This is a genomic window from Halarchaeum sp. CBA1220, assembly GCF_003721175.2.
Taxonomy (GTDB): Archaea; Halobacteriota; Halobacteria; order Halobacteriales; family Halobacteriaceae; genus Halarchaeum; species Halarchaeum grantii.
Genome location: NZ_CP054707.1, coordinates 329,424 through 348,672 on the forward strand (window position 1 = coordinate 329,424; position 19,249 = coordinate 348,672).

Annotated in this window: 20 protein-coding genes; 7 read left to right on the plus strand and 13 right to left on the minus strand. The window is 73.2% G+C overall.

The window, feature by feature from the left end; all coding sequences use genetic code 11:
• Positions 1-55: 55 nt before the first annotated feature.
• From EFA46_RS01765 to EFA46_RS01780, 4 genes are all read right to left on the minus strand, one after another.
• On the minus strand, positions 56-1,123 hold the full coding sequence (locus EFA46_RS01765) for a dipeptide epimerase (protein WP_123075330.1): 1,068 nt from the start codon (positions 1,121-1,123) through the stop codon (positions 56-58).
• Positions 1,120-2,133 carry a DUF1611 domain-containing protein gene (locus tag EFA46_RS01770; protein ID WP_123075328.1) on the minus strand — a complete coding sequence of 338 codons (1,014 nt, stop codon included), beginning with the start codon at positions 2,131-2,133 and terminating at the stop codon, positions 1,120-1,122. The genes EFA46_RS01765 and EFA46_RS01770 overlap by 4 nt, the downstream gene beginning before the upstream one ends.
• Positions 2,134-2,223: 90 nt before the next feature.
• Entirely contained in the window at positions 2,224-3,138 is a 915-nt protein-coding gene (locus EFA46_RS01775; RefSeq protein WP_123075326.1) for a Vms1/Ankzf1 family peptidyl-tRNA hydrolase, read from the minus strand.
• A 100-nt stretch (positions 3,139-3,238) separates the two neighbouring features.
• Positions 3,239-3,574 carry a DUF5802 family protein gene (locus EFA46_RS01780; protein WP_123075324.1) on the minus strand — a complete coding sequence of 112 codons (336 nt, stop codon included), beginning with the start codon at positions 3,572-3,574 and terminating at the stop codon, positions 3,239-3,241.
• A gap of 149 nt (positions 3,575-3,723) precedes the next feature.
• On the opposite strand from EFA46_RS01780, the gene EFA46_RS01785 reads away from it, so the two are divergent.
• Entirely contained in the window at positions 3,724-4,680 is a 957-nt protein-coding gene (locus EFA46_RS01785) for a hypothetical protein (RefSeq protein WP_123075322.1), read from the plus strand.
• A gap of 89 nt (positions 4,681-4,769) precedes the next feature.
• On the plus strand, positions 4,770-5,435 hold the full coding sequence (locus EFA46_RS01790; RefSeq protein ID WP_123075320.1) for a metalloregulator ArsR/SmtB family transcription factor: 666 nt from the start codon (positions 4,770-4,772) through the stop codon (positions 5,433-5,435).
• Here the strand turns inward: EFA46_RS01790 and EFA46_RS01795 are convergent.
• Entirely contained in the window at positions 5,419-5,949 is a 531-nt protein-coding gene (locus EFA46_RS01795; RefSeq protein WP_123075318.1) for a hypothetical protein, read from the minus strand. The genes EFA46_RS01790 and EFA46_RS01795 overlap by 17 nt on opposite strands.
• A 90-nt stretch (positions 5,950-6,039) precedes the next feature.
• On the opposite strand from EFA46_RS01795, the gene gatD reads away from it, so the two are divergent.
• Together gatD and EFA46_RS01805 are read left to right on the plus strand one after the other, a co-directional pair.
• The gene (gene gatD / locus EFA46_RS01800; RefSeq protein ID WP_123075316.1) at positions 6,040-7,296 is read left to right on the plus strand and encodes a Glu-tRNA(Gln) amidotransferase subunit GatD; all 1,257 of its coding nucleotides are present in this window, start codon (positions 6,040-6,042) and stop codon (positions 7,294-7,296) included.
• Positions 7,297-8,184 (plus strand): GNAT family N-acetyltransferase, encoded by an 888-nt coding sequence (locus tag EFA46_RS01805; protein WP_123075314.1) that lies wholly within the window; start codon positions 7,297-7,299, stop codon positions 8,182-8,184. It abuts the gene before it with no gap.
• Between the two features lie 3 nt (positions 8,185-8,187).
• Here the strand turns inward: EFA46_RS01805 and EFA46_RS01810 are convergent, their stop codons facing one another.
• Genes EFA46_RS01810 through EFA46_RS01820 form a run of 3 tightly spaced genes read right to left on the minus strand, consistent with a single transcriptional unit; the run spans position 8,188 to position 10,957 of the window.
• Positions 8,188-8,451, minus strand: coding sequence for a ubiquitin-like small modifier protein 1 (locus EFA46_RS01810; protein WP_123075312.1), 264 nt, complete (start codon positions 8,449-8,451; stop codon positions 8,188-8,190).
• 26 nt (positions 8,452-8,477) lie between these two features.
• Positions 8,478-9,701, minus strand: coding sequence for a TrkA C-terminal domain-containing protein (locus tag EFA46_RS01815; RefSeq protein ID WP_123075310.1), 1,224 nt, complete (start codon positions 9,699-9,701; stop codon positions 8,478-8,480).
• 2 nt (positions 9,702-9,703) lie between these two features.
• Entirely contained in the window at positions 9,704-10,957 is a 1,254-nt protein-coding gene (locus tag EFA46_RS01820) for a potassium channel family protein (protein WP_123075308.1), read from the minus strand.
• 197 nt (positions 10,958-11,154) lie between these two features.
• Between EFA46_RS01820 and EFA46_RS01825 the strand changes: the two genes are divergently transcribed.
• Positions 11,155-12,303, plus strand: a complete 1,149-nt coding sequence (locus EFA46_RS01825; protein ID WP_123075306.1) for an NAD-binding protein — start codon at positions 11,155-11,157, stop codon at positions 12,301-12,303.
• Positions 12,304-12,346: 43 nt separating this feature from the next.
• On the opposite strand, the gene EFA46_RS01830 is transcribed toward EFA46_RS01825, so the two are convergent.
• From EFA46_RS01830 to EFA46_RS01845, 4 genes are all read right to left on the minus strand, one after another.
• The gene (locus EFA46_RS01830) at positions 12,347-13,852 is read right to left on the minus strand and encodes an HPP family protein (RefSeq protein WP_176969825.1); all 1,506 of its coding nucleotides are present in this window, start codon (positions 13,850-13,852) and stop codon (positions 12,347-12,349) included.
• 251 nt (positions 13,853-14,103) lie between these two features.
• Entirely contained in the window at positions 14,104-14,832 is a 729-nt protein-coding gene (locus tag EFA46_RS01835) for a nucleoside phosphorylase (RefSeq protein ID WP_123075304.1), read from the minus strand.
• A 44-nt stretch (positions 14,833-14,876) separates the two neighbouring features.
• Positions 14,877-15,818: a hypothetical protein gene (locus EFA46_RS01840; RefSeq protein ID WP_123075302.1), complete on the minus strand. Its 942-nt coding sequence runs from the start codon at positions 15,816-15,818 to the stop codon at positions 14,877-14,879.
• Between the two features lie 40 nt (positions 15,819-15,858).
• Complete coding sequence (locus tag EFA46_RS01845) at positions 15,859-16,668, minus strand: DUF63 family protein (protein ID WP_123075300.1); 810 nt, start codon at positions 16,666-16,668, stop codon at positions 15,859-15,861.
• Positions 16,669-16,791: 123 nt separating this feature from the next.
• On the opposite strand from EFA46_RS01845, the gene EFA46_RS01850 reads away from it, so the two are divergent.
• Together EFA46_RS01850 and deoC are read left to right on the plus strand one after the other, a co-directional pair.
• On the plus strand, positions 16,792-17,391 hold the full coding sequence (locus EFA46_RS01850; RefSeq protein WP_123075298.1) for a hypothetical protein: 600 nt from the start codon (positions 16,792-16,794) through the stop codon (positions 17,389-17,391).
• Positions 17,392-17,427: 36 nt separating this feature from the next.
• On the plus strand, positions 17,428-18,063 hold the full coding sequence (deoC, locus tag EFA46_RS01855; protein ID WP_123075296.1) for a deoxyribose-phosphate aldolase: 636 nt from the start codon (positions 17,428-17,430) through the stop codon (positions 18,061-18,063).
• Here the strand turns inward: deoC and EFA46_RS01860 are convergent.
• Complete coding sequence (locus tag EFA46_RS01860; protein WP_123075294.1) at positions 18,060-19,190, minus strand: PQQ-binding-like beta-propeller repeat protein; 1,131 nt, start codon at positions 19,188-19,190, stop codon at positions 18,060-18,062. The two genes, deoC and EFA46_RS01860, sit on opposite strands and share 4 nt — an antisense overlap.
• Positions 19,191-19,249 lie beyond the last annotated feature (59 nt).

Here is a 19,249-nt window from a genome sequence, read left to right on the forward strand (position 1 = left end):
CGGCCAACGGCCCACATAAGCGTGTCCGTCCGCCGATAGCGCGCGACGGGAGCGCCTACGCGTCGCTCGGCGAATCGCCGGCGTCGGCGCGTCGCGCGCCCGTCCCCGCGCGGTCGACGGCCGCGAGGTCGACGTCCCCCCCGGACATCGGCACGCCGTCGTAGGGGTCGTCGGCGAGGAGGAGCGAGCCGTCGAGGTCCGCGTAGTCGACGAGCGGGACGAGGTGGTGGGCGGCCGCAATTGCGGCGTTCGACTCCACCATACAGCCGAGCATCACGTCGAGACCGTGCGCGCGGGCGGCCGCGAAGAGCCGCCGGGCCTCGCGGGGGCCGCCGCACTTCATCAGCTTCACGTTCGCGATATCGGATATCTCGGCGACCTCGGGGACGTCGGCAAGCGTGACGCAGGACTCGTCGGCGGCCACGGGGAGCGCGCCGTGCTCGCGGACGAAGCGCATCCCGTCGGGGTTCTCGGCGGGGACGGGCTGTTCGAGGAACTCGACGTCGAGGGCGGCGAGCCACTCGGTGTTCGCGACGGCCTCGCGGGGCGTCCACGCCTCGTTCGCGTCCACGCGGATGGTGGCGTCCGGCGCGGCGTCGCGGACGGCCTCGACGATCTCCCGGTCGCGCTCGGTTCCGAGCTTCACCTTCAGGACGCCGTAGCCCGCTTCGACGGCGTCGCGGGTCTTCGCGCGCATCCGCTCGGTCGTGTCGAGGCCGATGGTGAACGAGGACGCGACGGTGCGCGCGGGGTCGAGCCCCCAGTAGCGGTAGAGGGGCAGCCCCGCGCGCTTGGCGGCGTAGTCGTGGCACGCGATGCTGACGGCGGCGCGCGCGGCCGGGTTCGCGCGGACGACGCGCTCCATCTCGACCTCGATGCGCTGGAGGTTCGCCGGGTCGCCGACGGCCTCGACGACGCCGAGGAGGTCGGGAAGGACGGCCTCGACGGTGGCGACGGTCTCGCCGTAGTGCGCGGACGGCGCGGCCGCGCCGATGCCGGTCGTGCCGTCCTCGTCGGTGATACGGACGACGACGGTCTCCGCGACCGAGGCGGACTCGCGCGCGATGGCGAACTCGTGTTCGAGCGGGAGTTCGCGGCGCTCGAAGGAGGTGGTGAGGCTCACAGTATCGCGTCGAGGATGGCGTCCGGGCCCTCGCGAACCGGGTCGGCGGCCGGCCGGCCGAGCGCGTCCGCGTACGCCTCGACCGCGGCGGCGGCCTCGTCGTCGTCCGCGACGGTGCTCGTGTTCAGCGCGCCCGCGACGACCTCGCCGCCGCCGACGGGCGCGGCCATCGACTCGTAGAGGTCCACGAACTCGGGAACCGGCGGGAGGTCCTGACTGAAGCCGTGGAAGTTCTCGCGGCCCGCCGCGTGACAGAGGACGAGGTCGTCGGCCTGCGAACCGTGGAGGATGCCCGCGGTGACGCCCGAGTACGCGGGGTGGACGATGCTCGCCTGCCCCTCGACGAAGAGGTAGTCGTGGTCGTTCCCGCGCTCGAGGATCATCTCCTCGACGGCGCCGGCGGTGAAGTCGGAGACGACGCGGTCGATGGGGTAGCCCCACCCTTCGATCATGATGCCGGTCTGGCCGGTGGGGACGAAGGCGACGTCGTGGCCGCGCTCGCGGGCGCGCTCGACGAGTTCGAGCGTCGTCGTCATCTTCCCGACGCCGCAGTCCGTCCCGACGGTCGCGACGACGGTGGCCTCGACCTCGTCGGCGACGCCGTCCGCGACGCCGAGGTCGCTCGGGGGCCGGCGGACGTCCCAGAGCTCGCAGCCGTTCTCCTCGGCGAGGCTCCGGAACTCGCCGTCGTCCTCAAGGAAGTAGTGGAGCCCGGAGATGACGTCACAGCCGGTCTGGAGGGCGGCCCGGACGTCCGGGCGCCACGTCTCGTCGAAGCCGCCGCCGATGGGCGAGATGCCGATGAGGAGGGCATCGACGGGCTCGTCGAGGTCGCTGAAGGAGGCGACGATGGGCGTCTCGGGAAGGTCGCGGCGGAGGTCGCTGGCGTCCGCGCCGTCGTGCTCGCGGTCGAGGACGGCGACGACGTCGTGCTGGCCGTAGCGGAGGACGCCGGTCGCGGTCTTCGCGCCGTCCGGGAACCGTTCGTGGGCGAGAATGGCGATTCGCATACCGAATCGGTCGTCGCGGGCGGTGTTAAGCCCGTCGCGTCGCGCGCTCGGGCACTCGCGGCCGCGCTGTCGTGCGGTTCTCGCGCCCGCTCAGAGCGCGTGGAACGGCACGGACCAGAAGTCGTCGGCGGCGCTCGTGAGCGCGTCGCGGGGCGACCCGGAGGCGTCGGAGGGCGCGGTCGCGTCGGCGTCGAACTCGCCGAGGAGCGTCGTCTGACCGGTGACGTAGAGCGCGTCGTAGCCGTGCTCGGCCTCGAGGTCGGCGAGCGCGTCGCGGGCGTCGTCGAGGTGCTCGTCGATCTGGCTCTCGCGGCGGCGCTCGAAGCGCGACTGGGAGAAGCCTCCCTTCGAGTGCGCGCCCTTCACGTCGCTCTCGAAGCCGCGATAGGCGACGCGCTCGACGGACTCGCCCGTGGCGTCGTAGACGCCGGCGGCGAACAGGTCGGCGCGGACGAGCGCGAGCGCGTAGCGGCTGGTCGGCTCGAGCCAGTCGCGCTCGACGCGGAAGCCGTCGGACCAGTCGCAGAAGGCGTCGGGAGCGACGGGCGGGTCGAGCGTGCAGGCGACGACGCCGGCGTCGTCGGCGTAGACGAGGCAGGGCGCGGCGCGCTCGACGAGCGGCGTGCGGTCGCCGAGCGTCTCGGTGACGGCGTCGGGAATCGCGTGCTCGTCGGGCACCATCGCGGTGAGCGCGCCCTCCGTCCCGGCCTCGAGCGTCTCGAGGCGCCGGAGGACGCGCTCGAGGCCGTCGCCGCGGAGCGTGCGCTCGCGCCGATAGTCGAGGACCGTCTCCGTCCCGCTCTCGGCGCGCTCGACGCGGTCCTCGAGTTCCTCGATGCGGTCTTCGAGGCGGTTGACCTCCTCCTCGGCCTCGTTGCGCGCGGCGACGGCGTCGCGGCGGCGCTCGCTCTCCGCTTCGAGTTGCTTCCGGAGGCTCTCTGTCTCGTCCTCCAGGTCGGCGATGCGCGCCTTCAGGCTCGCGCGGCCGAGGAGTCGGTCCAGCATGCCCGGAACCCGGCCCGCGCACCGCTTAGGGGTTGTGGTCTGTGGGGCCCCACCGCGAAGAACGTGCGCCGCGTGACGCACGCGACGGCGCGGGAGGGGGTCAGACGGCGCCGGTCTCGTAGAGCCGGCGGGCGTGGCCGGAGCGCGCGAGCAGGACCTCGGAGAGGGCGGGCGGGTTGTCGATACCCGCCTCCTCGAGCGTCTCGCGCGGGACGACGAGGGTGTCGGCGGGGACATCGGCGTCGCCCTCGACGCGATAGTGGCGGGTGCCGACCTTCATGACGAGCGGGTAGTCGGTGCGCGCGACGCCGTCGTCGGCGTAGAGCTGCGCGTTGACGCGCTCGTGTTGGCGCCGCTGGAGCGCGGCGGTGTCGCCGTCGGACGGTTCGACGTAGAGCCGCCCGAGGTAGTAGCCGGACGAGAACACCTCGAACATATATGGTAACAATACACATGGAGAGTGATAAGCGCATCGCCCGTTTCGCCCTCGATGGCGCGGGAGCGCCGGGCGGAACGGTTCGAACGGGCGTGAACGGCTCGAACGTTCCTGCGGGTTTTTACGCGTGAGTGCGATAGTATCGGGCGATGAGACGCGCGGTGGCCTGCCTGCTCGTCCTCCTCGTGTGCACGGCCCCGGCGACGGCGGGCGTCGCCGACCCTGCGGGCGCGGACGCGCGGGCCGAGCAGACGACTGACGGGGGCGTGAACGCCACGGACACGAACACGACGAGCGCGAACGCCACGAACGCGAACGGGACGGCGCGGTTCGGGGCGTCGCTCTCGAGCTTCATGGCGTCGGCGTCGGCGAGCGCCGAGGGCGCCGTCGAGCAGGGCGTCTGGCGCGCCAGCGTCGACGCCGACGACGGGGACGACGCGAGCGCACCGGCCCTCGATGCGCGCGTCGGGACGCTCCGCGAGCGCCTCGAATCGCTCCGCGAGCGCCGCGCGGCGCTCGCGAACGAGACGACCGGCTCCGCCGTCGCGCGACAGGCCCGGCTCGCGGCGGTGAACAGCCGCATCGCCGCGCTCGCCGCGTCCGTGAACGACACGGCGGCGGTGGCCGAGTCGGCGAACGCCACGCCGAGCGGGCTGGCCGCCCTCGAGCGGTCGACCGCCGCCGCGGTGCGCGACGCGGGCGAGGGTCCCCCGCCGTGGGCGGGTCCGCCGGCGAACCGGAGCGCCGGTAGCGACGTCGGCTGGAGCGTGCCGCCGGGACTCGCGGAGACACCCGGGCGGAACGCGTCGGCCGGCGCGGGCGGCGGTATCGACGCGCCCGGCCGGAACGCGAGTGCCGACGACGCACCCGGCCGGAGTGAGAACGCGAGCGGTGACGACGCGCCCGGGCGGAGCGGCGACGCAGGTGCGGGTTCGCCCGCGTCGGGTGCCGGGTCGTCCGGCGACGACGCCGGCGGTAGCGACGACGCGCCCCGGGGCGGCGGGCAGCCCGGTGGTGGCGCGAACGGACACGGGAGCGGCGGACCGAACCCGAGCGGCGGCGGGCCGCCGACGGGTGCCGGCGGGGCGAGCGGAACGGCCGAGTGAGGGCGGAACGGCGGCTTTCGGAACCGTGTGCGAGCGACGCGGACTGCGCTACCCTTTTGAGCGCGCGACGACAACTACTGCGTAGTGGTATGGATTCCGGGGCACTCCTCGACATTCTCGGGAACGAGAACCGACGACGTATCCTGCGGTTGCTCGCGCGGAAACCCTGTTACGTCACCGAGATCAGCGAGTACCTCGGGGTCTCCCCGAAGGCGGTCATCGACCACCTCCGCAAACTCGAGGAGGCCGGTCTCGTCGAGAGCCGAACCGACGAGAAGCGACGGAAGTACTTCCACATCGCGCGCAACCTCCGCCTCGAAGTCACCGTCTCCCGGCACGGCTTCGGCGCGAAGTCCGCGTACCCCGCGAGCCCCGACCTCGACCTGACGCGCTGTCATTACCTCTCAATCGACGGCGTGACCCTCGACGGCGGCGACGGTGACGTGAACGCGCTCGCGGACGAACTCGCCGAGCTCGAAGCCCTGGAGCGCGAGCTCTCGCTCGCCCAGCGGTGGGTGCAGGGCCGACTCGCCGACGCCCGCGAGGACCTCGCCGAGGAGCTCGCGGCGGACGGCCGCGAGGGGCTCTACGCGGAGGTGGTCGCGGCCGTCGCGGGCGGCGCGGGCGACCCGGCGGCCATCGCCCAGCGCGTCGACGCGCCGGAGGACGTCGTGGAGGGCGCGCTCGCCGCGCTCGCGGAGCGCGACGTGCTCGAGCGCGAGGGCGGGTCGTGGTCGCTCACAGACTCCGCGTGAACCCGGCGCGCAGGTCGCGGCCGAAGTAGTACCCCAGAACGCCGACGGCGACGCCGAGGGCGCCCGCGCCGAGCGCGAACGCGACGCCGTGGCGCGCGAGGAAGTCGGCGGCGAGCGGGAAGAACCCGGCGGAGAGCACGCCGACGAGGAGCGCAGCGACCGTCGCGAGGCCGGACGCGAGCGCGACTTCGAGGTAGGCGCGGCGGCCGAACCCCGCGCCGAGGAGGAACGTCGCGGCGGCGAGGCCGACGAAGCGCGTGATGCCGCCGACGAGCGGGACGAGGCCGCCGACGAGGAGGCCAGCGAGCGCGGCGACGGACGCGAGGAGGAAGTAGCGCACCGAGAAGAGCCGGCCGACGCGTCTTCGGACGCCGGCGAGGCGCCCGGTCGAGCGGGTCCTCGCGTCGCCGCGGTCGGCGGCCGGAGCGTCGCTCGCGGTGGCGTCGTCGTCGAGGAGCGCGTCCCAGTCTTCGCGCTCGGTTTCGCGGGCGTCCGCGCGGCCGTCGGAGGGCATACCCGTCTAGGGGTGCGCTCGCCCCATCACTCTTGTCCCGTGGCGTGCCGAACGGATGGTTTCAAGGTCGGCGCCGCGTTTCTCCGAGACATGAACACAGGGGACCGTGTCCGCGTGGAGCGCGACGGACTGGTGAACGAGGGCGTCCTCCTGCCGTCCTCGACGTCGGAGCACCTCGTCGTGAAGCTCGACAGCGGATACAACGTCGGCATCGAACGCGAGGGCGCGAGCACCGAGGTGCTTGAGTCCGGCGTCTACGCCGTCGACTCGAACGCGGGCGAGGAGGCCGGCGCGGGCTCCGAGGTGGAGTTCGACGACGACCTCCCGACCATCGCGCTCATCTCCACCGGCGGGACCATCGCCTCGACGGTCGACTACCGCACGGGCGCCGTCACCGCGCAGTTCGACGCCGAGGACGTCCTCCGGGCCGTTCCGGACCTCGCCGGGCGCGCGAACTACCGGGGGCGCGTCGTCGCGAACATCCTCTCGGAGAACATGGACCCCTCCATCTGGCGCGAGCTCGCCACCGCCGTCCACGAGGAGATCGAGAACGGCGCGGACGGCGTCGTCGTGATGCACGGGACGGACACGATGCAGTACTCCGCCTCCGTGCTCTCGTTCATGCTCGACACGCCGGTCCCCGTCGTCTTCACGGGGAGCCAGCGCTCGGCGGACCGGCCGTCCTCGGACAACGTGATGAACGCCGTCTGCGCGGTCGAGGCCGCGAAGAGCGACGTCGCGGAGGTGATGGTCTGCATGCACGCGACGCAGTCCGACGACCGCTGTGCGCTCCACCGGGGGACGCGCGTCCGGAAGGCCCACACGTCCCGTCGCGACGCCTTCGAGACCGTCGGCGGGTCGCCGGTCGGACACGTCGACTACGAGAGCGAGCGCGTCGAGTTCGACGACGCCGCCGACCTCGCGGCGCGCAACGAGACCGACCTCGACATCGCGCCCGCGCTCGAGCCGGACGTCGAGCTCGTGACGTTCACGCCCGGGATGGACCCGGCGTTCTTCGAGGTGCTCGAGGGGGCGGCGGGCGTCGTCGTCGCGGGCACCGGTCTCGGGCACGTCCACTCCGACCTCGTGGACGTCCTCGGCGACCTCGTCGACGACGGCACGACGGTCGTGATGACCTCGCAGTGTCTCGGCGGCCGGGTCTGCGACCGCGTCTACGACACGGGTCGGGACCTCCTCGACGCGGGCGTCGTCGAGGGCGAGGACCTCCTCCCCGGCACCGCGAAGGCGAAGCTGATGTGGGCGCTCGCGAACACCGACTCCCCCGAGGAGGCAATGCGGACGCCGCTCGCGGGCGAGCTCTCGGAGCGCTCCGTGCCCGAGGCCTGAATGGATATCCGCCGCGCGCGTCGCTCGGACGCGGACGCCGTCGCCGCGTTCACCGAGGAGACGTGGGCGCACGGCGACTACGTCGCGGACGTCTTCGAGGAGTGGGACGAGTCGGACGGCGCCGACCGCCGGACGCTCGTCGCCACCGACGGGGCGGACGAGGCGGTCGGCGTCGTGCAGGGCGTCCTGTTGAGCGCGCACGAGGCGTGGGTGCAGGGTCTCCGCGTCGCGCCGGACGCGCGCGGGAGCGGCACCGGGAGCGCGCTGTTGGAAGCCGCCCTCGACTGGGCGGCCGAGCGCGGCGCGGCCGTCGCGCGCTGCATGGTCTTCTCGTGGAACGTGCAGGGCCTCGGCGGGACGCGGGCGGTCGGCTTCGAGCCGGCCTGCGAGTTCCGCTGGATACACCCCGAACCCGACGCGGACGCGACGCCGGTCGGCGACGTCCGCGACGACCCGGACGCCGCGTGGGCGTTCTGGACGCGCTCGGCGGCGCGCGACGCGCTGGCGGGCCTCGCGCTCGACGACGACGAACCGTGGGCACTCGCCGAACTCACGCGCGAACGCCTCCGTGAGGCGGCGGACGAGGACAGGCTCCTCGTCTGCCACGAGGCCGGCGTGGGGACGCGCGGGGTCGCGCTCCGCGCGCGGACGGACGGCCTCGCTGACGGCGAGCGCGCCGAGTACGCGGTCGCCACGTGGCGCGACGGCGCGGCCTGCCGGGACGTCCTCGCCGCCGTCGAACGCGACGCCGCCGAGCAGGACGCCGAGGAGGCGCGCGTGCTGATTCCCGAGACCGCACGGGCGGTGAGCGACGTCGCGACGGCGCGCGTCGACGTCGGCGACGAGCCCGACTTCGTGCTGACGTGCGACCTGAGCGCGCGGACGTGACGCTCAGCCGCCGCTGACGGGCGGGAAGAGCGCGAGCTCGTCGCCGGCGTCGACGCGCTCGTCCAGCTCGGCGCGCTGGCCGTTCCGCAGGAGGTTGACGTGCTCGTGGAGGGTGCCGTCGTCGGCGAGGACACGCTCGGCGAGCGCGGGGTGCGCGTCGATGAGCGCGTCGAGGGCGTCCCGGACGGTGGCGTCGTCGCCGACGCGCACCGACGGTTCGTCGTCGCCCGCGACCTCCGCGAGGTCCGCGAAGAGCTTCCAGTCCATACTCGCGTGTCCGAGTGCGCGCCGTATCAGGGTGTCGTCGGGGGCGAGCCACCGTCGGGTTCGCCCTCGCGCTCGGCGGCGCGCTCGCTCGCGCGCACCTCGATGTCGCGGACGACGTCCGGCCGCGCGACGAGGTAGAGGACGTCGCCGACGCCGAGGACGCGAGTGCGGGAGGGAATCGGCTCTATCGAACCGGCGGCGGGGCGGACGGCGGCGACGGTGGCTTCGACGTCGCCGACGGTGGCGCCGGCGAGCGGGCTCCCCTCGTCGACGGCGACGGTGACCATCGTCTCGTCGGCGCCCCGGAGGACGGACGCGAACTGGCGTTCGGCGTTCTGGTCGCTCGGGAGCGTGAGGAGCCGGTAGTCGCCGCCCGCGATGCGCTCGGCGTCGTCGGCGTCGAGCGCGAGCGTCACGACGTCGCCGGCGACGCCACGGAGTTCGGCGGTGGCGACGCGCTCGCGCTCGGGTCCGGTCTTCCAGACCTGCACGACGTCGCCGGGGCTCGCGTTGTTCGGCGGGTCGGCCTTCACGGCGGTCGCGCCCATCCCGGGGCCGAGCGTCGGGCCGATGCCGGCGAGGCGAGTGCCGACGCCGATGTACTCGACGGCGCCGTTCTCGTCGATGTCGACGTCGACGTAGCCGACGTCGTAGTCGTCGCGGAGGCGCGCGGCGACGCGCGCTTCGAGGTCGGCGACGGTGAGCTTGCGCGGGAAGAGCAGGGTCTTGTTTCGCATCTCCGCCTTCGTCTCCTCGGAGACGGGGTCGTAGCCCTCGACGTCCTCGATGTCCTTCGGGATCTCGACGGCGACGACGCGCCCGACGGCCTTCACGAGCTGGCTCACGTCGCCGTCGAGTTCGCGCGTGCCGACGAACGCGAACGCCGCGACGGCGAGGCGCTCGCCCGCCTTCGCGCCGGGAGTGCCGAACGCGGCGGCGACGGAGAACACGGCGACGTTGAACACGACGGTCCCGGGGTCGAAGATGGTGGACTGGTTCGCGACGACGGACGCGAGCGCCGTCTTCGTGTTCAGGTAGAGCGCGACGGCGGACACGCCCGCGAAGGCGCCGAGCGCGACGTGCGCGGCCTGCCGGAAGTACCACCGGTAGACCGCGCCGACGACGGCGGCGACGAGGAAGCTGAAGACGCCGAGGCCGGCGATGCGGAGCGCGCCGCGCATCAGGATTTCGACGTAGTCGACGGCGGCCGCTTGCAGCGGGAGGGCGACGACGGCGAGGGTCGCAGGCATCGTCACGCCACCGCCTCCGCGAACGCGTTCAGTTTCTCGCGCGGCCCGACGACGAAGCAGTCGTCGCCGCCGGTGACGGCGGTGTCGCCGCGCGGCGCGACCGTCCACGAGCCGTCGTGGCGGACCGCGAGGACCGCGACGCCGTACACTTCGCGGACGTTCGCCTCGCCGATGGTGGTGGCGTCGAGCGGGCCGTCGGCGCGGACGGTGAGCCGGCGCATCCGGTTGCCGGTGCGCCGGAGAAGCGAGAGCAGCTCGAACTCGCGGCGCGTCCCGCGCGCGGTGACGACGACGGCGCCCTCGGTGGCGTCGAGCAGGGTCTCCGCCGAGGCGCGGTCGGTCGCGACGGTGATGCGGCCCTCGCCGCCCGTGGTCACGGGTGCCGTGGACTTCGCGGCGGGCGACTCCGTCGCGCCGCCGTCGGTCGCGACGGGCGGCGTGTCACCCGCCTCCTTTTTCTCCTCCGTCTTCGCGCCGGATTTCGCGGCGACGACGGTGCCGGTGCAACTGCCGGCGCTCGTGGTGAGGGTGACGTCGTCGCCGCGCGCGACGCCCGTCGGGATGACGGCGGTCAGGGAGACGGCGCGCTTGCCCTGCGGGACGCGCTTGGAGACGCCGGAGAGCGGCGGCGCGACGATGACGGTGGCGCGCGCCTGCGCGTCGATCTGGACGTCGGCGTCCGCGACGTCGAACTCGGAGCGCAGGCGGTCCTCGAAGCGGCGCTCGAGTTCGTCGAGCGGGAGGTCGGCGGGGAACGTCCAGTCGACGCCGGCGATCTCCTCGCGGAGGTCGGCGGGGAGCGGCGGGTAGCCCTCCATGTCCGCGACGGCGCCGACGACGGGGACGCGCACCTGCCCCATGCCGCCGACGAAGTCGACGACGTCCTTCGAGAGCGTGCGCTCGCGGAGGCGCTTGAAGGAGAAGTGCTTCGGGAGGTTCGTGCCGAGCTTGTCGCCCTGCGCGTGCGCGTAGAAGCAGAGCATCAACACGATGACGAGGCCGGTGACGACGGCGACGCTGTTCGAGGACTGGAGGATCGTCGGGTCGTTGAACGCCATCAGCCCGCCGTTGATGCCGGCGATGGCGACGCCGAGGACGACGACACCGAGGCCGGGGATGGTGAGTCCGGTGACGTACTTGAAGCTGAACCCGAACGCGAAGCAGACGAGGGCCGGGACGATGCCCGTGAGGACGCCGAGGTAGAGCCCGAGCAGTACCTGCATCGGGAACGAGTCGAGTGCGAGACCGAGCGGCATACCGCGGGTGTGGGGTGGACGTGGTAAATCGGTATCGCCGCAGACGCGTCTCGCGCTGCGTCGCGAGGCTCCGTCTGCGGCCAGCGGTCGCGGTCGCGTCACGGGAGTGTGGTGTCGATGGCGTGCCTCGCGCTACGTCGCGAGGCCTCGTCGTCGTTCCCGTGCTGTTTATAGTCGCGGGCGCCGCCTCACCGGGTATGGCCTTCACGAGCCGGCGGGTGCTCTCGACGCGCGTCGCGGTGCTATTGACGACGCTCGTCGCGGTGCTCTCCGTCATCACCGGCGTCGTGAACATCCTCAACCCCCAGTTCGGCCCGTACGTTCCGAACGCGGTCCAGCAGATAGCGGGGTTCACGGGCACGCTCACGGGCTTCCTGATGGTGGCGTCCGCGCTCGGGATGCGTCGCGGCCTCCGCGCCGCGTGGTGGTCGACGGTCGTCCTCCTGCCCGTGACGGCGCTCCAGGGCCTCGTGCAGTCCTCGATCTACTCGGTGCCGCTCGTCGCGCTCTCCGTCGTCTCCCTCCCCGTCGTCGCGCTCACGCGCTCGCGCTTCGACCGGGAGCTCTCCCTCTCGACGAGTCAGCTCACGGCGGCGCTGATCCTCTCGGGCGTCCTCTCGTACGGCACGGTCGGGACGTACGCGCTCCGCGAGGGGTTCCCGGGCGTGAACTCCCTGCTCGACGCCTTCTACTACACGCTCGTCACCGCGAGCACGGTCGGCTACGGCGATATAACTCCCAAAACGCCGGCGGCGACGCTCTTCTCGCTCACCGTCCTCGTCCTCGGCGTCGCCGGGTTCGGTCTCGCGCTCAGCGCCCTGCTCGGTCCCGCCATCGAAGCCCGCTTCGCCTCCGCACTCGGACGCATGACCCAGTCACAACTCGAATCCCTCGAACACCACGTGATCGTCGCCGGCTACGGCGAGCTCACCGAATCGATCCTCGAAGAACTCGCGGCGAGCCGGCCGTTCGTCGTGCTCGTGAAGGAGCCGGCGGTCGCCGAATCCCTCCGCGAGCGCGGCCTGAACGTCCTCACGGAGGACCCCTCGGACGCGTCCTCGCTCGAGCACGCGGGAATCGACCGCGCGGACGCGGTGGTCGCGGCGACGAACGACGACGGGCAGGACGCGCTCGCGATTCTGACGGCGCGCCAGCTCCAGCCGAACATCCGCATCGTCGCGGCGGCGAGCGAGCGCGAGAACGAGGAGAAGCTCCGCGCGGCGGGCGCGAACACCGTCATCAGCCCTGCGGTCATCGGCGGGCGCCTCCTCGTGCAGTCCGCGCTCGGCGACGAGAACGCCGAGCAGACGGCGAAGCAGGTCTCGGAGGGCGAGGAGCGCGAGTAGGCCCGGAACGCGGACGCCAAAGGCGGGCGTGTCGAGCGGCCGGTTAGCGCGTGTGGACGACGGCGGCGTCCGTCTCGGTCTCCTCGGCCCACTCGAAGGCCTGCGAGACGGCGAAGCGCGAGCCGTAGTCGTGCGCGCCGAAGACGACGAGGTCGTAGTGCGATTCGTTGCGCTCGATGAACTCGTCGAGGGAGGCCCGCGAGACGCGCGTCTCACAGCGCGCGTCGCTCGTCTCCGTGAGGTTCGCGAGCATCGACTCGGCGGTGCGTCGGGAGCGCTCGTCGCCGATGCAGGTGCAGACGCTGACGGTGCCGACCTTCCCGGCGAGGCGCTGGCCGTAGTCCACCATCGCGTGCGCGAGCTGTCCGGCGGCCCGGACGGGCACCATGACGCGCTTCCAGTCGGTGCGCTCGGTCTTCGAGTCGAAGGCGATGGCGTCGATGTCGCTCCGGAAGAGCTCGCGGAGGAAGCGCGTCGGCGTGCCGTCCGGGTCGCGTTCGAGCGCCGTCACGACGAGGTCGCAGTTCGTGTCGCGCGCGGCATCGAGGAGGGAGGTGACGGTGATGCCGGACTCGACGGCAACGACGACCTCGCAGGGGACGCCGACGCGGGTCTCGATGCGGGCGGCACAGCGCTCCAGGTCGGCGGCGGCCTCGTCGGCGGCGCGACGCTCGGCGCGCTCGCGGCCGTCGCCCTCAGCGCTATCGCCACCCTCAGCGTCGCCCTCTTCGAGGAGGCGCCGTTCGGCGGCGTCGATTGCGTCGTCGTCCACGACGTCGAGGAGCACGACCTTCCCGGCGTCGTGGGCGGCGGCGACGCGCGCGCCGAACATCGCGGTGGCGTCGCCGGTCTCGCCGCGCATCGGCACGAGGACGTGGTCGTCGGCCTGCGTCGTCGAGTAGAGGTAGCGCGCGCGGCGCTCGTAGAACTCGTGGCGCCAGACGGCGAAGGCGCCGGCGACGACGCTGGCGGAGAGCGCGACGGTGGCGACGTAGACGACGCTCGTGGAAACGGTGATACCGGCGACGCTGACGAAGCGCCCGGGGTCGGTGAGCAGGACGAGGAGCGCGGTGGAGAACGCGGAGGGGAGTTCGAGGTCGAGCACCCACGTGAGCGCGCCGGCGAGGAAGATGGCGAGCGCGGCCGCCCACGCGTGCACCTCCCAGAGGCCCCCCGGCGTCGCGACGCCGGCGCTCGCGGACGGGCCGGTGAGGAGCGCGGTGAACTCGATGGCCGCCCACCCGCAGAAGGCGCCGAGACTCATCCCGCCGACGAACGTCCACGGGTTCGCGTAGCGCCCCTCGGGGTCCGCGAAGAGCGTGTACGTCCCGGAGGCGAGCGGTGGGAAGAGGAGGAAGGAGAGGACCTGCAGTTCGTTCGAGAGCAGGGTGACGAAGCCGATGAGCAGCGGGACGAAGAGGAGGACGGAGGCGTGCGTGAGGTTGCTCGTCTCCGCGAGCCAGTGGCGCGCGTCCCGCGAGCGGCGGCGTTCGAGCGCGCGCGCTCGCCTGCGAAGCCGCCGCAGCCGCCGTCGCGCGCCGTCGAGCATGTTCCGTCCCGAAGGACGCGGCGGGTTTTGCTCTTTCGTCATGCATCGCGGTTCCGAGCAGTGCGAGGAACCGCGGAAAGAACGAGCGAGGAGCAGAGCGACCCGTGAGCGGCGCGACTCGAGTAGCGCGAGGATCGGGGAAAGAACGACGTCGACGACTCAGCAGGACGAACACGTCCTACGTGCCGTCGAATCGCTACGCGATGTCGACGACTCCGTCGCACCCCGTGCGACGTGCAGTCGCGCTCGCGTCAGGCGAGCGCGACGACCGCGTCGAGCGTGATGCCGATGGCGCGCTCGACGTTGTTCTTCGCCTTCTCGGGGAGTTCCTCGTCGCTGTCGGCGCCCTTCTGGGTGCCCTCGACGAGGTTGCCGTCGGCGGTGCAGATGGCGCCGGCGCGCAGGCCCTTCCGGCGCGCGAGCGCGAAGAGGGTCGCGGCCTCCATCTCGACGGCGAGCAGACCGGCCTCGTTCCACGCCGCGACGTAGTCGTCGTTCTCGTTGTAGAAGGCGTCGTCGCTGACGATGGGGCCGACGTGGACGTCCTCGTCGCGGGCTTCGGCGGCGTCGACGAGCCCGGAGAGCACGTCGTAGTCGGGGACGGCGGGGATGAGTTCGGGTTCGTAGCGCTTCGAGGTGCCCTCCTCCTTGGCGGCGCCGGTGGCGACGATCATGTCGCCGATCTCGATGTCGGACTGGAGCGCGCCCGTGGTGCCGACGCGGACGAAGGTCTCGACGCCGACGTTCGCGAGCTCCTCGAGCGCGATGGCGGCGCTCGGGCCGCCGATGCCGGTCGAGCAGATGGTGAGGGGGACGCCCTCGTAGGTGGCGTTGACGACGGTGTACTCGCGGTTCGAGGCGACTTCCTCGACGTCATCGCAGTGGCCGGCGATGCGGTCGACGCGGCCGGGGTCGCCGGGGACGAGCGCGATGTCGTTCACGTCACCCTCTTCGACGAGCAGGTGGGGCTGTTTGGCCATACCGATACCTCGCGTGAGAGCGAGAAAAGCGTCCGGGTATCGCGTCAGGGCGCGAGCGCGAGGCCGGTCGCGCGCTCCTCGGGCGCGTAGCCGAGGGCGACGCGGCGCCACGTCCGCCCGCCGTCGGTCGAGCGCTGGAGGCCGTGGTTGGAGAGCGCGTAGACGGTGCGGCCCGCGCCGGCGGCGAGGACGGGCGCGAGCAGGTCGTCGCCGCTGACCGCCGGGACGCGCGTCCAGTCGGTGCCGGCTTCGCGTCGATAGACGGCGGCGCCGCCCTCCGAGTGCGCGGCGCGCGGCCCCGAGGCGGCGGAGAGCACGCGCGTGTCGGGGTCGCGCTCGGTCGCGGCGACGCTCCAGCAGTAGGTGTGCTTGAGGCCGGACTCGGGTGTCTCCCACGTCTCCCCCCAGTCCGACGACTCGTGGTAGCCGTCGCCAGCGGCGGCGTAGAGGCGGTCGGGGGTCCCGGGGTGCGTGGCGATGGTGTGCGCGTCGAGGGGGCCGCCGGGGACGCGCTCGCGCCACGTGTCGCCGCCGTCGGTGGTGCGGACGAGCGCGCCCGCCTCGATGGCGACGGCGAGCGAGTCCCCGTCGTCGGGCCGGGGGCGGACCCAGCGGACGTGGTGGGTGTCGGGGCGCGGCGGGAAGCTCCACTCGTCGCTCGAGTCGAGGTCGGTGAGCGGCGCCGTCTCGCGCCACGCGCGGCCGCCGTCGTCGGAGCGGTAGAGCGCGCTCGGCTCCGTGCCCGCCCACCACGTCCCGTCGGGGCCGACGGCGAGCGCGGTGACGTGCGCGCGCTCGAAGTCGGCGACCCGGTGGAAGGACTCGCCGCCGTCGACGGAGCGCCGGATGCCGGCGTCGCTCGTGCCACAGCAGACGGTGTCGCCGCTGACCGCGACGCAGGTCGGCGTGACGTCGCCGAGGCGCTCTCGCACCGCACCGTCCTCGACGACGAACAGCCCGCTCGGGAACGCGCAGAACGCCTTCATGGGCGTGCGGAGACACCACGGCGACTTGAAACGCCCGCCCTCACGCGGACGCGACGGTGAAGAGGAGGAGGTTGTGCGCGCCGGGGCCGAGGCCGACGGCGGCGACGAACGCGAGGAGGAGGTAGCCCTGAGCGGGCGCGTCGCGCACGTAGTCGGCGAGCAGGAGGACGACGCCGACGGCGACGGCGAGTTTCACGAGCACGAAGAGCCAGCCGACACCCAGCACCGAGGCGGTGGGGAGCGTGCCGGCGAACTCCATGACGAGCCGGGAGAGCGGCGTCTGCTCGCCAAAGCCGAGTATGTCGACGCCGACGGCGGTCGTGACGCCGTCGAGGGCGTGCCCGAGGACGGCGAGCGCGCCCGCGCCCTCGACGACGCGGGCGTCCTCGACGCGGAGGCGTCGCAGGCCCGCCCAGCAGACGCCCGTGAGGAGGAGGGCGACGAGGAGGCCGGCGAGCGGCCACGCGGGCGTGAGCGTCCCGTGCGTCGTCCCGTAGCGCACCGCGACGGCGACGGGGAGGGAGATGCCGAGGAGGCCGACGCCAGCGAGGACGCGCCGGGGTGCGGCCGTCCGCCGCGCGGCGAGCCAGACCGCGCCCATGCAGGCGAACGTCGTGAGGTAGACGGCGGGCGCGGAGACGAGCGGCGCGACGCTCGCGGGGACGACGCCGAGCTGGTAGCAGACGTAGAGCGTGGAGCCGAGCACCATCCACGGCGCGAACGCGAGCACCGTCCGGGAGGTCACGGCGGGCCGCTCGCGGACGAGCGCGCCGGCGACGAGGAGCGTCGCCGCGAGCAGGCCGAGGAGGTAGGGGAGGGGCGGCACCGTGAACCCGGACGGCAGTACCATACTCGTAGCACGCGGGACGCGGCGGGGAAAGCGTTACCATCCCGGGAAGAACCGCCCGCGACGGTCGCGGCGGTGGCGGCGCGCGGGCACCACGTTCTTCTCCTCGGCCGCCGACGCAGGAGTGTGAACGAGCAACAGCGCCGTCTCGCGCTCGGGGCCGCCGTCGCGCTCGCGTGCGCCGTCGTCCTCGTCGGGGCCGCCTTCGGCTACGCGTCGTTCCACGCGGGGAGCGCCCAGCAGTCCGCGTCGGCCGCCGTTGGGACGTCGTCGGTGGAGAACGCGACGAGCGGATTGAACGGGACGATATACCTCCACGCGGACGGGCCGTACGCGGACCGGGTGGCGGCGGGCGTCGCGGCCGGCCTCCGCGCGCACGGCGTCACCGTCGAGCGCGTCGCGACGCTCGAGGACGACCACGACCGCCCCGTCCTCGACGTCGAAACGACCGAAGCCGACCTCCGGTACAACCCGGTGGCGCCGTCCGGGCGCGTGACGGTCGCGTTCGGCTACGCGAAGACGGGGAACGGGACGGTCGCGGCCGCGATACGCCGCGAGAGCCCGGCGAACCTGAGCGCGCGCGAGCCCTATCTGGCGTCCGGGACGGTGACGCTCGAGCACGAGGCGGCGGGCGTCTACTCGTGGCCGGCCTACCGCGACGCGGTGACGCGCGCGGCGGGCGAGACGCTCGCCGACCGCCTCTGGTCGGCGACCCGACCCTCCTGACGCTGGCTTTTTGCCGGCCGGACGCGCCTTCCCGATATGAACCGAGAGGAGTTCGCCGCCCGCATCGACCACACCGTCCTCGGCCCCGAGACCACCGTCGCCGACGTCGAGGGCGTCCTCGACGACTGTCAGGAGTACGGGATGAACGCCTGCGTGCCGCCGTGCTATCTCTCGGAGGCGAGCGCGTACGCGCCCGAGGTGACGCTCGCCACCGTCGTCGGCTTCCCGCACGGCCAGCACGCCACCGAGGCGAAGCGCGAGGAGGCCCGACTCGCGGCCGCGGACGGCGCGGACGAGCTCGACATGGTGGTGAACGTCGGCCGCCTGCAGGCCGGCGAGCACGAGGCGGTGCGAGCGGACATCGAGGCCGTCGTCGCGGCGAGCACGCTCCCGGTGAAGGTCATCGTGGAGACGGCGCTCCTCACGGACGACGAGAAGCGCGCCGCCGGCAAGCTCGCGCGCGAGGCGGGCGCGGACTACCTGAAGACCTCGACGGGGTTCGCCGACGGGGGCGCGACGGTCGCGGACGTCGAGCTGCTCGCGGCCTACCTCCCGGTGAAGGCCTCCGGCGGAATCGGCGACTACGAGACGGCGAAGGCGATGCTGGACGCGGGCGCCGAGCGCATCGGCGCGAGCTCGGGCGTCGCACTCGTCGAGGGCTTCGAGGGCTAGCGGACGAGGAACGTCGCCATGCGCCCGTCGTCCGTAGTGCCCGCCGCGACGAGCGCGTCGCCGACGGCGGCGACGGTCGGCCCGACCGAGGAGCCGAGCGCGAGCGTCCAGCGCTCCTCGCCGGACGCGGCGTCGAGCGCCGCGAGCGCGCCGTCGTCGCGGCCGACGTAGACGGTGTCGTCGACGACGGCGGGCGCACAGGACGCCGTCGCGTCGTACGTCCACTCCGTCTCCCCGGTCGCCGCGTCGAACGCGACGAGGTCGCCGGCGGCGTGATAGAGACGCGTACCGTCGAAGGCGAGGGGCGCGTCCACGAAGGCGCGCTCGCGCGTCCAGACGCGTCCGCCGTCCGTCGGCGAGAGGCCGACTATCGTGCCGTCCCAGCCGCCGACGTAGACCCGCTCGTCGCCGACGACGGGCGCGACGAGGTCGACCGCGCCGAGGTTCGTCCGCCACCGGGGCGTCCCCCGCGCGCCGTACGCGTACACCTCGCCGGTCGTCGTCGCGGCGACGACGGTGTTCATGTTGTGCGCGAGGTGGGCCTCGACGCCGCCCCACGGGTCGGCCGTCCACGTCTCGCCCGACCCGACGGGGACGCCGGCGAGTCGGCCGCCGGCGAGCGCGACGGCGAACGAGTCGCGGCCGTTGCTCCACGCGGGCGGCGTCACCGCGCGCGCCGGTAGGTCGTGCGTCTCGACGACGTCGCCGCTCTCGGCGTCGAAGCCCCGAACCACGGGTGTCTCGGGGTGGGGCGCGTAGACGACGTCACCGAGCACGCTCGGCGGGTGCGTGCCGTCGGCCGACGCCGTCCACAGCGCGTCGCCGGACGCGGCGTCGAACGCGCGGAGCGTCGAGCGCCGAGCGAGGAAGACCCGCCCGTCGGCGCCAGTCACGCCGCCGTGTGACGGCGGGAGCGTCGCCGCGACCTCGGGGTCGGTGAGCGTCGGGCCGTCGCGGACGGAGCGCGTGTTCGCGCCGTCGTGGTTCGGCGAGCGCCAGCCGTCGTCGAAGACGACGCCTTCCGGGTAGTCGTTTCGCGTCGAGCCGTCCGATGGCGTCTGGCAGCCGGCGAGCGACGCGGCGGCGAGCGCGCCGGCGGTCGCGAGGACGTCGCGTCTGGAGGGCATACGTTCGCGTCACTCGCTCTGGGCCAAATGCCTTCGGGTGCGTGGAGCCGCCGCGCTTT